Origin of the sequence: Virgibacillus oceani, from assembly GCF_041521345.1 — a bacterium.
Taxonomy (GTDB): domain Bacteria; phylum Bacillota; class Bacilli; order Bacillales; family Amphibacillaceae; genus Virgibacillus_N; species Virgibacillus_N oceani_A.
In genome coordinates, this window is record NZ_JBGOHB010000008.1 from 59049 (window position 1) to 74455 (window position 15407).

14 protein-coding genes are annotated in these 15407 nt (G+C 34.4%); 2 read left to right on the forward strand and 12 right to left on the reverse strand.

The genetic code is table 11. From position 1 onward, the window contains the following. Window positions 1-328: 328 nt before the first annotated feature. The 4 genes from ACDX78_RS07900 to ACDX78_RS07915 all read right to left on the reverse strand — a co-directional run bounded on the left by ACDX78_RS07900 (window position 329) and on the right by ACDX78_RS07915 (window position 4343). A complete protein-coding gene (locus tag ACDX78_RS07900) occupies window positions 329-1438 on the reverse strand; it encodes a M24 family metallopeptidase (protein ID WP_486026778.1) in 1110 nt (369 codons plus the stop codon). Window positions 1439-1521: 83 nt separating this feature from the next. Further along, window positions 1522-2796: a TRAP transporter large permease gene (locus ACDX78_RS07905; protein WP_486026780.1), complete on the reverse strand. Its 1275-nt coding sequence runs from the start codon at window positions 2794-2796 to the stop codon at window positions 1522-1524. 23 nt (window positions 2797-2819) lie between these two features. Further along, on the reverse strand, window positions 2820-3290 hold the full coding sequence (locus ACDX78_RS07910; RefSeq protein WP_486026782.1) for a TRAP transporter small permease: 471 nt from the start codon (window positions 3288-3290) through the stop codon (window positions 2820-2822). A gap of 24 nt (window positions 3291-3314) precedes the next feature. Further along, complete coding sequence (locus ACDX78_RS07915) at window positions 3315-4343, reverse strand: TRAP transporter substrate-binding protein (RefSeq protein ID WP_486026783.1); 1029 nt, start codon at window positions 4341-4343, stop codon at window positions 3315-3317. Window positions 4344-4695: 352 nt separating this feature from the next. Between ACDX78_RS07915 and ACDX78_RS07920 the strand changes: the two genes are divergently transcribed. Further along, window positions 4696-5079 (forward strand): helix-turn-helix domain-containing protein, encoded by a 384-nt coding sequence (locus ACDX78_RS07920; RefSeq protein WP_486026785.1) that lies wholly within the window; start codon window positions 4696-4698, stop codon window positions 5077-5079. A gap of 282 nt (window positions 5080-5361) precedes the next feature. On the opposite strand, the gene ACDX78_RS07925 is transcribed toward ACDX78_RS07920, so the two are convergent. The 3 genes from ACDX78_RS07925 to ACDX78_RS07935 form a co-directional block, all read right to left on the reverse strand. Further along, a complete protein-coding gene (locus ACDX78_RS07925) occupies window positions 5362-5553 on the reverse strand; it encodes a hypothetical protein (protein WP_486026787.1) in 192 nt (63 codons plus the stop codon). A 3-nt stretch (window positions 5554-5556) separates the two neighbouring features. Continuing rightward, window positions 5557-6738 carry a pyridoxal-phosphate-dependent aminotransferase family protein gene (locus ACDX78_RS07930; RefSeq protein ID WP_486026789.1) on the reverse strand — a complete coding sequence of 394 codons (1182 nt, stop codon included), beginning with the start codon at window positions 6736-6738 and terminating at the stop codon, window positions 5557-5559. Window positions 6739-7536: 798 nt separating this feature from the next. Beyond that, window positions 7537-8277, reverse strand: a complete 741-nt coding sequence (locus tag ACDX78_RS07935; protein WP_486026790.1) for a GntR family transcriptional regulator — start codon at window positions 8275-8277, stop codon at window positions 7537-7539. A 517-nt stretch (window positions 8278-8794) separates the two neighbouring features. Between ACDX78_RS07935 and ACDX78_RS07940 the strand changes: the two genes are divergently transcribed. Continuing rightward, a complete protein-coding gene (locus ACDX78_RS07940) occupies window positions 8795-9103 on the forward strand; it encodes a hypothetical protein (protein ID WP_486026791.1) in 309 nt (102 codons plus the stop codon). Between the two features lie 426 nt (window positions 9104-9529). Here ACDX78_RS07940 and solA read toward each other — a convergent pair whose 3' ends face one another. The 5 genes from solA to ACDX78_RS07965 form a co-directional block, all read right to left on the reverse strand. Further along, window positions 9530-10675 (reverse strand): N-methyl-L-tryptophan oxidase, encoded by a 1146-nt coding sequence (gene solA, locus ACDX78_RS07945; protein ID WP_486026792.1) that lies wholly within the window; start codon window positions 10673-10675, stop codon window positions 9530-9532. 278 nt (window positions 10676-10953) lie between these two features. Beyond that, a complete protein-coding gene (locus ACDX78_RS07950; protein ID WP_486026794.1) occupies window positions 10954-12021 on the reverse strand; it encodes a threonine aldolase family protein in 1068 nt (355 codons plus the stop codon). 423 nt (window positions 12022-12444) lie between these two features. Continuing rightward, window positions 12445-13449, reverse strand: coding sequence for an ABC transporter ATP-binding protein (locus ACDX78_RS07955; protein WP_486026796.1), 1005 nt, complete (start codon window positions 13447-13449; stop codon window positions 12445-12447). A gap of 1 nt (window position 13450) precedes the next feature. Then, window positions 13451-14449 (reverse strand): ABC transporter ATP-binding protein, encoded by a 999-nt coding sequence (locus ACDX78_RS07960; RefSeq protein ID WP_486026797.1) that lies wholly within the window; start codon window positions 14447-14449, stop codon window positions 13451-13453. A gap of 41 nt (window positions 14450-14490) precedes the next feature. Continuing rightward, window positions 14491-15405 (reverse strand): ABC transporter permease, encoded by a 915-nt coding sequence (locus ACDX78_RS07965; RefSeq protein ID WP_486026799.1) that lies wholly within the window; start codon window positions 15403-15405, stop codon window positions 14491-14493. Between the last annotated feature and the right edge of the window lie 2 nt (window positions 15406-15407).

Here is a 15407-nt window from a genome sequence, read left to right on the forward strand (position 1 = left end):
AAAAATGTTTAATATTCAATTAAATCATGTTGAAGAAAAAGCAGATATACTATATGAGGAATTAACAAAAATGAATATTTATGTAAAAAGGGATAGTTTATAATAAATAGCATCTTCTATAAAAATATTAGAATTCGTGATTTAGCTGCTATAAATGTTTTGCAAACATAAACCACCCCCGCGAGCAAAAGGTGTGCATTTATTTATGCTTACATTAACCTGTTTTCATTTTTGTTCATATATAAAAACAAAAGAGCTGGAACTAGAATGCATTCAAATAGCTCACAGCTCTTCATATTATTAAAAGCGAAACTCTCAATAAATATTATTATCTAATCCTCAACGGATGTTCCTTCAAAGAAGACCCCGTAAGAATATCAGGTCCATCTTTCCCAACTCGAACAAGATCTTCAAGGTGGTAGCCTGATAGTGATTCTTCATCAATACATATCGGTTCAATATTAATAACCATATTTTCTTCTAAAACTTCATCGTTAACTGGGCTAATAACTGGCTCTTCATGCAACATGACCCCCATATTATGTCCAATATGCGGCATGAAAAACGGAAGGTCTTTCTTCTTGAACAGATCCTTACATTTATTATATAGATCACGGAAGTATACCCCCGGCTTGACAGAATGGATGATTTCTTGATGAACTTCCGCTAAATGGCTCAACACATATTCCTGTCGAGGAGTTGAATCTCCAACCAATACAGTTCTTGCGACATCCGAATAGTACCCATCAAACTTTCCTCCAAAGTCAACTTTTAACACATGCCCTGATTCTATTGATATATCCTCAGCTAAAGGATGAATGATTTGACTTCTTTCCCCAGTTCCTATAACTAAAAATTCATGTTTATCTGCCCCTTGATCAATAAGCTTTTTAACCATATTTGAAGCAAGTTCTTTCTCAGTTATACCGGGAGATGCCTCATTAAAAGCTTCCATCATTACATTGGTAGTAACAGTGGATGCATGCCTTAAAATTTCAACCTCTTTATCACTTTTTATAGAACGTAAATGGTTAAATATTGGTTCTGCTGCACGTATTTCTAAATTCGGCAGCTGTTTCTTTAGTTCCTCTGCATATCTGTAAGTTAAATAATCAACTTCAATTGCAATTCTCGATTGTGCCAGGTTATTCTCTTTTAATACCTCAACCAATGGATCAATTGGGGATTCCTTGAACTCAACATAAGTACGGATGTCTTCTATCCATGACTCTTCAGAGGCTAGACTTTCTTCTATTCCACATACAATTAAAGCTGATTTTCCTCCACGAGAGAATACTGTTAAAGCCAATCTCTCTCTTACCATTTGCTGTGTAATAATATTTGTTCCAGAGGAATATAACACATTTTCTGGTGACAAACCAATTACTGCTTCAACTCCATAATTATCCATCAATTCATTAAGTTTTTTAATATTCATTTTCTTCCTCCTCAAAGTTTAGGCATAATGCCATATATCGATTTTAAAATTTAATATACTTCCATCTATCAGCACAAATCTCATCAAAACAACAAATTAGGCAAAAATGTAGCCAGTGCAGGGATATATGCTATAAGTAGTAGAATAACTATCATAGCAAGAACAAACGCCCAAATTTCATTAATCTTAGAAACTCGAACTTTAGCAATTGATGCTGCAATGTATAATTGAATTCCTACTGGTGGGGTAACTGTTCCAATTAACATGGCAATAACAAAAATTAACCCAAAGTGAATAGGATCCCACCCAAAAGTAGTTACAAGGGGTGTTAAAACCGGTATAAAGATAATCATTGCTGCCATCGCTTCAATAAACAGGCCTACCAAAAGCAATAGGCCTATAACAATCAATAGAATCAAGTCTGGATGGCTAGTTAAATTTGTAAGCCAATTGACAAGTGTACTAGAAAATTGTTGGTTGGCTAAAATCCAGCCAAAAATAGAAGCTGTTCCTAAAATTATGATGGGAACTGATGTCATCACAGTAGCATCAAGGAAAATTTTACGTAAGTCTATTAGTTGAATTTCCTTGTATACAAAAGCTCCAATGATAAAACAATACACACATGCAATAACTCCTGCTTCTGTAGCAGTAAATATGCCTCCAAGAATTCCTCCTAGAATGACAATCGGGGCTATTAAGGCCCAGAAAGCTTCTTTGAATTTTTGTATTACTTCAGAAAAAGGAACTCTATTTTCACTTTTGTAATTTCTTTTTTTCGCATAAATATACACAGTTCCCATTTGAGCTAACCCAATTAAAATCCCCGGGATAATACCTGCAACAAATAATTCACCAATCGACAGTTCAGTCATTGACCCGTATATTACCAACACGATACTTGGAGGTATAATGGGCCCAATTGTAGCTGATGCAGCTGTCACAGCCGCGCTAAAAGAAGAACTGTAACCATCTCTTTTCATTGCCGGGATTAACGTTGAACCCAGTGCTGCTGCATCCGCAGAGGCAGAACCTGAAATTCCGGAAAAGAACATACTTGTCAAGACATTTGTTTGTGCTAATCCACCTGTTAAGTGACCAACAAGTGTACGAGCAAAATTAACAAGTCTTTTCGTTATTCCGCTAGAGTTCATGAGATACCCTGCAAGAATAAAAAAAGGTACTGCCATTAATGTAAATGAATTTACAGATGCAAATAAGCGTTGGGGTACAATTAATAATGGCACATCCATTGTTCCAATCAATGCTGTTAAACTCGCTATTCCCATTGCAAAAGCTACTGGCATTCCCAACAGCATTAATAGTACGAAAATAATAAATAAAACAATTAGCGTCATAGCTTAACCCCCTTTACCAGTAATCACTCATCTTGGCCTGTTAATATATCTGGAAGAACCCGAATAAAATTAACAGCCATCATTAAGAAACCTAAAACGATAGGAATGTACCATATCGCTTGTGAAATGGGTAATGTCCGAATGGACATATGCATATTTTCCAGGATCATCAGTAATCCGAAATAGGCAATAATGAGTGAGAAAACTGCAGCAAAAATGTAAAGGGTAACTTTTAACCTTTTATTAAATTTATCCGGTAAATACTGTATAAAATAATCTACTGCAATGTTAGCATGTCTTTTGATTGCTACTGGAACTCCAAGATATACAATCCATACAAATAACAGCCTGGCTATCTCTTCAGCCCACATAAAGGGGGACTGGAAAAAATACCTTGATACAATTTGAATGAACATTACACCAATTGCTAACATAAAAGCAGAAACTGCTAAACTTTCAAACCACCAATCTATTATGGATAACCCTTTTCTCAAAGCTCGTCACCTGCCCAATTATGCTTATCTTTCATTCTCAACCATATTAAATACTTCTTCTGACTCAGGAACACGATCGATAAATTCATCGTACATCGGCTCAACTTTCTCTCTCCATTTTTCAATTGCATCTATTTCAGTTATTGTCATATCGTGCTCTTCTTCCAATTCAATAATAGATTTTTCTTCATCCGGGCGGGTGACCTCTTCATTTGTATAATCTATCGCCTCTTCTGCTGCTTGAATCATTATATCTTTATGTTGCTCTGATAAACCCTCATATACCGATTCATTAATTACTAGACTAATCGTTCCGAACATGTGTTGAGAAAGAAATAAGTGATCGGTAACCTCATGGAAATTCATATCGATCACTCCAGATGCGGGAGACTCCATACCTTCCACTACGCCAGTTTGAAGAGCAGTGTATGCCTCCCCCCATGTAACAGGGGTTGGATTTGCTTCTAACAGTTCAAACATTCTTGTCCAAACCCAGGATTCTGGTGATCTTACTGAAAGGCCCTGCATATCATCTAAACCATTAATCTGGTGATTTTCAGTAGTTATCATATGTCGAAACCCTAAGTGCATGTATCCCATCACACGAATACTACTACTTTCTAGTAAACTATCCCGTAAGAATTCCCCTACTTCCCCATTTAATGAACGATCTGCATGATCCCAATCATCGAATAAAAAAGGCATTGTTTCGATTCCGAAAAGGGCGGAATAATCATCCATTAAACCCGGAGATATAATCGACATATCCATCGAACCCATATTAATGCTTTCAATAGCTTCTAATTCTTCCCCTAACTGCCCTCCTGGATATACACTAATGTCTATATCACCATCACTTATCTCCGCAGTTAATTCTGAAAGTTTATTTGCCAGCTGATCGACCTGGCTATTTGCTGGATGATGGTGGCCTAATTGAATACTGACAGTTTCACCCTCACTACCTGCCTCTCCAGAAGTATCAGATTGATTACAACCAACCAGAAACCCTAATACAAAAAATAATAAAACCGCTATATGTTTTTTATTTTTCATTGCTTTCCTCCTCTTTTTCTATTTTTTCTAACTCTACTCCCTAAAGACTTATTATTTTCTTATAATCCTGAACCTTTTCTGTTTATGTGGCCCAGCGAAGTTTTAATTAACTATTTATAAAGCGCTTTCATTGTTTGTAATAAATATAACCCCCTTACATACACAATCGTTACATTAGACCTAAACAACAATATTATCTAGTTCTTTCCTCTCTCCTTTCATCTAGTTTCATTCATTATAAACAACGTTATGTTGTGTGTCAATGTATTTTACAACAATTAATTGTATCATAAAGTTTTACCAACTTCTGATTGTATAATTTTTCAAAAGAGGGTCTTTAAGGGGAATTAATATGGAGATTTTTAGAGAACGCTTAAAAGATATACGCATAGAGAATGGCTACAAACAAGAGGAAATGGCAAAAATATTAAACGTGACTACCAGTGGGTATGGCTATTATGAGCAAGGCAGAAATGAACCTTCTTTGGAAACCATTCGAAAAATTGCAGAGGCATTTCAAATTTCAACAGACTATTTACTTGGCATCATTGACACTCCCACTCATCCTGTGCAATTTACTGTTTCAGAGGACTTATCTTTGAGCGAATCGGAAATAGCTACAGTACGGAAAATGAAAGAGGTAGAATTACTGAGTGAGTTAAGTGAACAGCCCAAAGGAAATGTTGATCGGCTTGCTAGATATTGGGAATTTATAAACCAGGAGTTTAATAGGTAAAATAAAATTACCCTGCAAATTACTTATAATCTAGTATTTGCAGGGTAATTTTATTTTTGTTTTATGATTCAAGCTATAGAATAATCTAAAACATGACAAAAGCACCGATGATCTGGTCAATATCTCACAGTCCTATATCAGCTATTAAAAAATTGCTCAACTATTCTTAATGTTAATTTACTTGAAAGAATACCTGTAGCTACGCAACCAAAAACTGGCTGATCCAAAAATAATAACTTTTGGATCAGCCTATTAGACCAGGTAATACCGCTACCTTTTAAGTTAAACATTAACTGCTTCATCGTACAATACTATTTGTTTTCTGTTCAAACGCTCTCTTGTATAAATTATTTTTCCATTGTCCTTCACCCAGGCTTTTAAAACTTCAATCAGGAATACACCTGCTATACCCACAACATAAACAAAAGTTAAATCATCGACGGCAGCCCCTGCCCAAAAAATATCATTAAACATTACCTAACCCAGTTGACTTCCCCTCCCATATTCCTTTAACCGCTCCAAATAAATCTTTTGTGCTACCTCTACTCCTTGACCTGGAGTTATTTCTATTCCTAAATGAAGTAACTCAATCTCAATCAAGCCAACAATTTGTAAAATATCAGCAGGTGTACAGTACCCCATATGCCCTATACGTATAGATTTGTCCTTCAGATGATTTATTCCATTTGCTACTTCTAATCCAAAATTTCCTTTTAATTGTTTACGTAATTCCTCTCCATTAAAACCTTCTGTCAATATCGTTGTAATAGTAGGAGAAGCATCCTGGTCTGTAGCGAGTAAGGGCATTCCTAATAATCTTATTGCACCCCTCAGCATTTCCGTCATTACTTTATGTCTTTGAAAAACATACTGTAATCCTTCCTTTTCAAATAAAGCCAATACTTCTTTCAATCCAAATAGCAATGAGGTTGCGGGTGTAAAAGGAGTTGCGTTTACCATCAAATCATTTCGGTATTTTTTTAAATCCAAATAATATCTAGGTTGTTTATTTGATTCTATTACTTTCCATGCGCGACTGCTTACAGCAATAAAACATAGCCCTGGTGGCAGCATCATAGCTTTTTGGGAGGCTGTGAAAAATATATCAACCCCCCACTCATCCATTTTAGCTTCCACCCCGCCAATTGCTGACACACCATCAACAATAACTAACGCATCGGAATAGTTACGTACGACGGAACTAATCTCTGATATGGGATTTAATACCCCAGTTGACGTCTCACAAAAAGTAACAAAGACTGATTTAATTTGTCGATTCTTTTTCAGAAAATCTTTTACATTATTGGGATTTACCGAACTGCCCCATTCAACATGCATTCGGTGAACAATCAATTGATTAGCCTCACAAACTTCAGCCATACGCTCCCCAAATTCACCAGTAACAATTACTAAAACTTCTTGATTACTAGAGCAAGTATTTACTACAGATGCTTCCATCCCGGATGTTCCACTTCCGGAGATAAACAAGACATCCTCTTTTGTACCAAAAACAGATTTTATTTTATGTTTTAATTCATTTAACAAATGCTTTATTTCTTCACCTCTACGCCCTATCATTGGCTTCTGCATCGCAAGTTGTACGCTATGTGGAATAGGAGTTGGTCCAGGACTTCTAAGTAAATCTGGATTTTGCATCATATTTGAATTCCCTCACTTTTTATATTTTATTAGGATGTTCTAGTATACTAGATTAAAAATTAAAATGATTATCCCACTCACCCATCTTGTGACTGTTAAATCGCGATAAACAAAACTTTTTAAGACTGCCTTAAAGGTATTTTGAATCAGATTCTTGAAAAGTACCTTTTTCAAAAGGCTTTGGTATTAGAAATAATAGTATAGAATCAACCAAATGGTCCGGTGTTCTTTTAACTGTTATGTACTTACTACTCATGATAAAAACCAGCGTCATATAAAACTCAATAAAACGGTTACATCACTGTTCATCGCAGTACCGAACGATGTTTTTTCAGTAAAACCTTTCAAAATTTCCTCTTTGATAACAGGTACTAACTGTCTAGAGGATTTCATTTTCATCTGCTTTAATGCAAAAAAACCTTTAAAGAAGTTTTTTAATCACATAGTCACATGTTTATTGGTCACGGGAAAAGTATATAAATTCAAAGAGTCTAATCTCTTAGTCCAAAGAAGAAATAATACTGCATTATTGATTTCTATTCAGAGTTTCAGCCTAACTTGCGAATCATCCGGGCAGGAGGTAATTATTATAAGCAATATTTCGGATAACTTCTTAAATTATTTTGATCACTCTTTAATAAAGATATAAACAACCTGCATTTTGACTCTTTGATTAACTCCAAAACAATAACCATTTTCTTTTATTGGAATGTACAATGTTTTATTACCCTGCTGCTTGGAACATACCAGAATGATAAAAACCATTAACCTATAAAGCTGCATACAATAATCAATTAATCAAGGCATCCATAAATTACCATGATCTGCTACTGGTAATTGTATCTTAAAAGAAAATTCATCATACCTATAATAAAAAGTAATTTTTTCAACTGGTACTTTTTCTTTATCAAACGTAGTTCTTTCTGCTTTTAAAATTGGGGTTCCAACATCTATATTTAATGAATCTGCTAAAAATGAATCTGCCGGAATTGATTCTATAATTTGAACTGCTTCTCCTAATTTGATCTCATAGTGGTTTTCTAATAAATGATACACAGAATGTTTCTCAAAATCTCCAATAGTAAATTTACTACCTAATTTATACGGTATATAAATAGTTGCTAATGCTATATTTTTCTCATTAACCGTGTGTAACCTTTCTATATATAAGCAGCTGTCTTCTAAATCATTCATATTTATGGAGTGATCAACTTTTTCGAACTTTAAAATATTGATTTGATGTGAAAAACCGCTTTTCTTTATAATATCTGAAAGGCTACGTAATTCTATTAATTCCTGCTCTACTTTATTTGGCTTTACAAAAGTCCCCTTACCTTGTCTAGAAATGATCAGTCCTTCTTCGGTTAATATTTGTAAAGCTTGTCGTATCGTAATCGTACTTACCCCATATGTTTTTTCAAATTCGGTTTGGGTACCTAAACTTTCTCCTGGTTTTAACTCATTGGTCAAAATCTTTTCCCTCAGATTATCCGCAATTTGAATATACATAGGGGTTGCATTATTCCTTGTTATCTCCATGAACCTTCAACTCCTTATATTTGCATATAATTGATATTCATTTGCAATTTGTTTAAATGTATCACTACCTTCCAAATTAGCTTCATATAAGTCAATATTTGAAAACTATTATGATTAACTCTCTTAATTTTATCCCGATATTTACGAACAACCGCATAAATGGTTTCTCTTCAATATTTATTATGTTTACCTGAACCGCACTTAAATTAATAATTTGATTATTAATTCGATGTGTTTAAAGCTTTTCTTTTTCATTATCCTCTTACTTGCAATATACCATACTCCGTAATGAACTCTATACCTATGGTGACCAAAATACCAGTCTGTTTCGTTTCCTCTTATCTGTTTCCGTATTCACCTAGCACTCTCTGGAAATTGATAAACGTCTAATAAAAGGGAACCGACCAGAACAGATAATCTATTATAAGACACACCTATACTGCAAAGGAAGATAAAAATTTACTGAGTCAGTGCTTTGTTTAATTTCTGTCAACTTGCTCGAGATGAAGAAGCTAATGTGCTTCAAGACGGTAAATACAAGAATAAAAGGACTCTACGAACCAATCTAGAAGTAAATAAAGAGGAGTTTGAGCGTCATTTTAAACTGCCAGGAGCTCCGATTTTCGATAAATGGAAGAAATTGCTTGGTCAAGAGGATTACATAGCGTATGAAGGGAAGCCTATAGACCTGAACATTAATGAAACAGACTCCATTCGTACCTTATATAAAAAATCAAATCAAAAAAGATTAAAGGCAGTATTCCTAAAACTCCATAATAAAATGATCATCATGCTCCTTTCAATAATAAGTTTGCAGTTATATTGATCATTGACCTCTCCACATTGAGGCATTAACTTTTTCAGGGTAAGGGGGAGGCGGGAAAGAAATAAAACTATTGATCCCGCCTTATTTTAATAATATGTGTCTTGAAATAAGTTTAACGCAATTACACCATATTTTTAGTTTAGTTGAAAACTTCATTAATTTCTCAGATAACTAGATGTAACGCTCAAATACGTTGCAAATTTCTTCATCATAACGAAGATCTACATAATTAATCCTCTTTTCATATGGATCCCACTTATAATTCTGCACCGATTCTTTCCCAACAGCCTCTTATCTAACTGAAGTTAAATGATAATTAGTGATTATATGGACCACATATTACTTACAATCCTTAAAACCATATCCAGATTGCTTGGTATCTTCTTTATCCTAGTTTATTCGATTAATTATACTCGAACAAACTTCTTATAAAGAGAACCTTCTCGGCGAAAGGTGATCAATGGAGTAGGATGGTTTATTATTCATAGCTAAATCAGCTGCTATTTCTCCCATAGCCGGGGATTGTGAAAATCCTCGAGCGGAGAAACCACAAACTAGAATAACATTATTTTTTCCATTAAGTGACCCTACGATTGGTAAGCCATCAGTTGTGAAACCATCCATAAATGCCTGAGCGTTAACTGGGTCTGGATTTAGATTTGGAAGAAATCTTTTCACTGTTTCTTTTACATTTACAAGTTCATCTACAGATACGTTTTTACATAGGTCATCAGCATCTTTCATTTCTACTTTAGCAACACTCTCGGGAGTAGTCGTACGATCATTGACCCTAACTAATCGTCCATCGATGCTTGGTGCACCTACCAAACTGATGCCATCACTTGTTCTCCCGAAATTAGGGAATTTACTTTCATGAAACAAAGCAGGTGTTTCTGGTATAAACCAAGTCATGAGCCTTCTTTGCACAGTAAAAACCTTATTCAAATCAGGAAATAACTTATTTGCCCATGGACCAGTTGTAATTACTACTTTATTAACCCTAAATGTTTCGTTGTTCTCAGAAACAATCGTAACTCCTGAAGAATCCGATTGTATATCTTTTATTGGTGTATGTGAATAGATTTTAGCTCCTAATTTTCGAGCTCTATTTACAGCAGTAATTACTGTTTGCTCTGGTCGCAAGACTCCTCCTAGCTTATCAAATACCATGATTTCCCCTGGTAATAAACGATGCATTGGATACCTTTCCATGGCTTCATTTTCTTCTAATATTTCATGTGGTAAACTATATTTTTCAATGGTTGACAAGACCTCTTTAATACGAGGGGAATCAGGATGTCCTATAGTTAAAGTACCACCATTAGATAGCAGTTGTTGCCCGGTTTCTCGCTCTAAATTTCGAAACAAACGATAAGATTCTCTTTTTAGAGGAATTTCTTTTGTAGCATTTGAAATAACGGTAAATCTCCTGGACCCACCAGCGTGAGCAGAACGATCATGTCCAATACCAAATTGCTCAAAGCCTAATACGGAAACACCTCTGGATGAAAGTTGCCATGCCGCCATACTTCCCATTGTTCCTAAGCCAATTACTGCTACTTCTGCATTCATTCTATCTCTCCTTTTGAATTTTATAGAAACATCTTTTAAATTACTTACTTATTATTTAAGTCAAGCATTTACAGAAATTTACCATGTATTGTTTAAATATACATAAAAATCAAAGCCATATATATAAATATTAAAAATATGCAGTTTATTGTTCGTTTCACCACCCTTATACCTTTAGGTATTCTTTATAACATGCATTTCAAAAAAACTATCTTTTCCTTTCTATACAGCTAGTTAAATTATATGGGGATATTCAATTTAGGTTAGGTCTATTCATATTATGTGCTATGCATCATGATATAATTTTCGTTATTAAAAAGACGATTAAATATAGAAATAACATAATCTATATCTGACTCGGTTATTTGATAATGTACAATCATTCGTATTTCTCTGGATCCTATTTTCTTTACTTGGATATTTTTATTATTCAAATATTTAACTAATCTATCAGCATCCCACTCCTCACTTGTAAGTGAAAAAGAAATTATATTTGTTTGTAAGCTATCTAGATTAAGTTCTATACCAGGAATTGATGCTATACCTTTTCCCAATTGCTTCGCACCTTTATTGTCCTGTTCTAATCGCTCAATCATTTGATCTAATGCATATATTCCAGGAGCTGCAATTATTCCTGCCTGTCTCATTCCCCCGCCTAAACGCTGACGATTTACTCTAGCCTGCTCTATAAAATCTTTATTACCAGCTAAAATTGAACCCAGAGGGCAACCAAGTCCCTTTGTCAAACAAAATTGCATTGCATCTACATGTTTACATAAATCGACAGGTTTTACATCCATGGCTACGGCTGCATTAAAAATTCGAGCGCCATCTAAATAAACAGGTATATTATATTTATTTGCTATTTCTTTAACTTGGCGCATGTTTTCTACTGTTATATTTACTCCAGAATTTAAGTTATAAGGATTTTCGATACAGATTAGTGCTGTTTTAGGTTTTTGAATATCACCTACCGAAATTGAATCTTCTATATCTTTCGGATTGTAATAACCATTAATAATATTAATTGGTCTTACTTGTACTTGTGATAATGTAGCAATTCCTGCTCCCTCCAGGTTATACATATGAGAGTTATATCCCATTATAACCTCTTCTCCTCTTTGAGATAGACTCATCAAAGCAATCTGATTTGCCATTGTTCCGGAAATAACGAGCAATGCATCTTCCATTCCTAGTATTTCGGCTGCCTTTTTTTCTAATTTTTTTACTGTTGGATCTTCTCTTAAAATGTCATCACCTAGCTCAGCTTGGGCTATTGCCTTTATCATTTCAGGCTTAGGTAATGTTACAGTGTCACTTCTTAAATCTATATTTCTATTTTTCACATCTCAATCCTCCAATATTAAAATATATAATGTAAGAGATGTGCCTTTTCGGGCAACCAAATAGCAAATTGTTGTGATTAACAATAGAAAAACAATTTACTATCAGAATAATTTTCTTTACATTTTCCATCATTTAAATTTCATAATGATCACAATTTAACTTTTGCAAGTAAACTTCTTGAGCACTATAAACATCTTGACCTAGACCAATCTTTTCTCCAGACTTTGCAAACCAATTTTGTAAATATATAAATTGCAACAGAAGAAGAATATCCCATATGACTAGTTATAATCATTAAATACTACGCCAACAGCCATTGTAGTATAAATCATAGCTGCCTTTAATACAGAGGTATATATCCACTGCAAGGCAATTAAAAAATTAAAGATTAAAATTATATCGAAAAAACTAGAGTTAAATATTTATTTTAGTGGATAATGGCATGCCACCAAATGATCATCCTTTATTTCTCTCAGGAACGGCTTTTCATTTTTACATTTTTCTGTTCCAAATGGACATCTGGAATAAAACCTGCAACCCTTAGGTAATCTGCTTTGATCTGGGATGTCATTTTCAATTAATACGTCATCCTCTTTTTTTCTAAGATTAGGATCTGGTACGGGCACTGCTGCAATTAAACCTTGAGTATAAGGGTGTTTTGTTTCATTAAATAACTTTTCAGTGGTAGTTGTTTCTACAATTTCTCCCCTGTACATCACCGCTATTCTATCACTTACATATTTAACACTAGGAATCCCATGACCTATAAAAACAAAGGTCAAATTAAACTTTTCTTGCAATTCAACTAATAAATTTAAAATTTGGGCTTGTATAGAAACATCTAAAGCAGAAACTGGCTCATCACAAATAACCAGTTTAGGCTTAAGTGCTATGGCGCGTGCAATTCCTATTCTTTGTCTTTGCCCCCCACTAAATTCATGCGGGTATCTCATGGAAATAGAGCGATCAAGCCCCACGGTCTCAATTAATTCATACACCGTTTCAGTTAGTTCTTTGCCCTTTACCCTATTGTGGGTACGTAAAGGTTCAGCAATGATGTCAAAGACTCTCATCCTAGGATTTAAAGAAGAAAAAGGATCCTGGAATATCATTTGAATATCAAGTCTTACCTTTTGCATTTCCTTTTTGTTTAGGGCAGCTAAATTTTTACCTGCAAACATAATTTTTCCATCGGTAAGTTCAATTAATTGAAGAATTGAATTAGCAATTGTTGACTTTCCACTTCCAGACTCACCCACAATACCAAGTGTTTCTCCTTTTTTAACATGGAGATCTACTGTATCTACAGCTTTTAAGCTCTGAATGGTTTTTCCCATGAAACTAGTTTCAAGTGGAAAATGAACTTTCAAGTTTTTAATCTCCAATAAATAATCTGTAGAAACATCGTTTTTTTTTGTAATTTCCATATTAAACCTTTTCTCCAATCTTATTTTCTACATTATTATCTTGATAAAGCCAACAACTTACTTTTGAATCCCCTTTTTGTTTTAGTAAAGGAGGTTTGGATTTACATATCTCCATTGCGAATGGACACCTGGGATGAAATTTACATCCTGTTGGCATTTTATCAGATGGCGGAACATTTCCTTTTATGGATTCTAACTTATAATCAGATTGATGGATCTTTGGAGTACTGTTTAATAAACCTTGTGTATAAGGATGTTTAGGGTTTTCGAATAAACTAATAACATTATTTTCTTCTACAACTTCACCAGCATACATGACAACTACACGGTCACACATTTCAGCAACAACACCTAGGTCATGGGTGATAAGAATAATAGAAGTTTGGATTTTTTTTCTCAAGTGTTTCATTAACTTTAATATTTGAGCTTGAATAGTGACATCTAAAGCTGTTGTTGGTTCATCTGCAATTAGCAATTCTGGATTACAAGATAAAGCCATTGCTATCATAACTCTTTGACGCATTCCACCACTTAATAAATGAGGAAAAGAATTATACTGTCTTTCTGGGTTAGGCATATCAACTTTTCGAAGCATCTCAATACTAATTTCTTTAGCTTCCTTCTTATTTACCTTTTGATGTTTACGGATAGTTTCAGAGATTTGGTTACCAATAGTAAATACCGGATTCAAAGAAGTCAAAGGTTCTTGAAAAATCATAGATATTTTATTGCCTCTTATTTCTCTAATTTCTTTTTCGGGTATTTCAAGAAGATCTACCCCATTAAATAACGCCTTCCCAGCCACAGTTTTTCCTGGTTTATTTATTAAACGCAGCGCTGATAATGTTGTAACACTTTTCCCACAGCCAGATTCACCAACCACCCCTAATATTTCTCCTTTTTTTACATGGATAGAGACATCATTAACTGCTTTTATCGTACTATCTTCGGTGAAAAAATGGGTGCTTAAATTCTTTATATCGAGAAGTTTATCCGTCATGTTTTTTCCTCCCTCATTTATCTTAAAGCTAGACTAATATATTAGGATTTTGGGTCTAAAACATCGCGGAGCCAATCTCCTAAGAACATAATTCCAAGAACTGTTATCGTAATTGCCAAACCCGGAAATGTAGATAACCACCAATGGGTAGTCATATAATCTCTTCCATCAGTCAACATCGAACCCCAAGATATATCAGGTGGCTGAATGCCCAGTCCAAGAAAGCTTAAGGATGACTCTAATATTATTGTAGTGGCAACACTTAATGCCGATATAACTATGAAAGAAGGGATCGCATTTGGTAAAATATGTTTTATAATAATTATACTATCCTTCGTACCTATTGATTTAGACGCTTTTACAAAGTCTCGCTCTTTAATACTCAATACTTCTCCCCGAGCCATTCTTGCATACATAACCCAATTAGTTATTCCTATTACAACAATAAGACCGCCAACACTTGGATTAAACACTGCCAATAGAACTAAAACAAATAAAATACTAGGGATTGACAAAAAAGAGTCGACTATACGCATTAAAATATTATCAATTAAGCCTCCATAATAACCCGATATCAACCCTATAATCATTCCGATAATACCAGCCAGTACTACTGAAAAAACTCCAACTATTAATGATATACGCGATCCTACCAAAACCCGGCTTAGAACATCCCTGCCTAAGTTATCTGTTCCTAATATATGTTGGAAGGATCCGCCGTCTTGCCATACAGGAGGTATAAGTGCATTTACTGCATTGATTTCAGTTGGGTCATAAGGAGTAAGCATATTTGCAAATATGGCGATGAAAATCACACTTAAAGTAATTATTACTCCTGTTAAACCTGTTGTACTTTTTAATAATCGTTTCATTAGGCTAAGTAATTTTCCCTTTTTAACAAATGTTTCTTTTGATTTTACGTTTTCTGTCGTGTTTACTTCCAAAGGCACTCTCATCT

Excerpts from the sequence above, each read along its gene's own strand:
- ACDX78_RS07900 (WP_486026778.1), bottom strand. The coding sequence starts at position 1,438 with ATGAATATTAAAAAACTTAATGAATTGATGGATAATTATGGAGTTGAA.
- ACDX78_RS07905 (WP_486026780.1), bottom strand. The coding sequence starts at position 2,796 with ATGACGCTAATTGTTTTATTTATTATTTTCGTACTATTAATGCTGTTG.
- ACDX78_RS07915 (WP_486026783.1), bottom strand. The coding sequence starts at position 4,343 with ATGAAAAATAAAAAACATATAGCGGTTTTATTATTTTTTGTATTAGGG.
- ACDX78_RS07920 (WP_486026785.1), top strand. The coding sequence starts at position 4,696 with ATGGAGATTTTTAGAGAACGCTTAAAAGATATACGCATAGAGAATGGC.
- ACDX78_RS07925 (WP_486026787.1), bottom strand. The coding sequence starts at position 5,553 with ATGTTTAATGATATTTTTTGGGCAGGGGCTGCCGTCGATGATTTAACT.
- ACDX78_RS07930 (WP_486026789.1), bottom strand. The coding sequence starts at position 6,738 with ATGATGCAAAATCCAGATTTACTTAGAAGTCCTGGACCAACTCCTATT.
- ACDX78_RS07935 (WP_486026790.1), bottom strand. The coding sequence starts at position 8,277 with ATGGAGATAACAAGGAATAATGCAACCCCTATGTATATTCAAATTGCG.
- solA (WP_486026792.1), bottom strand. The coding sequence starts at position 10,675 with ATGAATGCAGAAGTAGCAGTAATTGGCTTAGGAACAATGGGAAGTATG.
- ACDX78_RS07955 (WP_486026796.1), bottom strand. The coding sequence starts at position 13,449 with ATGGAAATTACAAAAAAAAACGATGTTTCTACAGATTATTTATTGGAG.
- ACDX78_RS07960 (WP_486026797.1), bottom strand. The coding sequence starts at position 14,449 with ATGACGGATAAACTTCTCGATATAAAGAATTTAAGCACCCATTTTTTC.
- ACDX78_RS07965 (WP_486026799.1), bottom strand. The coding sequence starts at position 15,405 with ATGAGAGTGCCTTTGGAAGTAAACACGACAGAAAACGTAAAATCAAAA.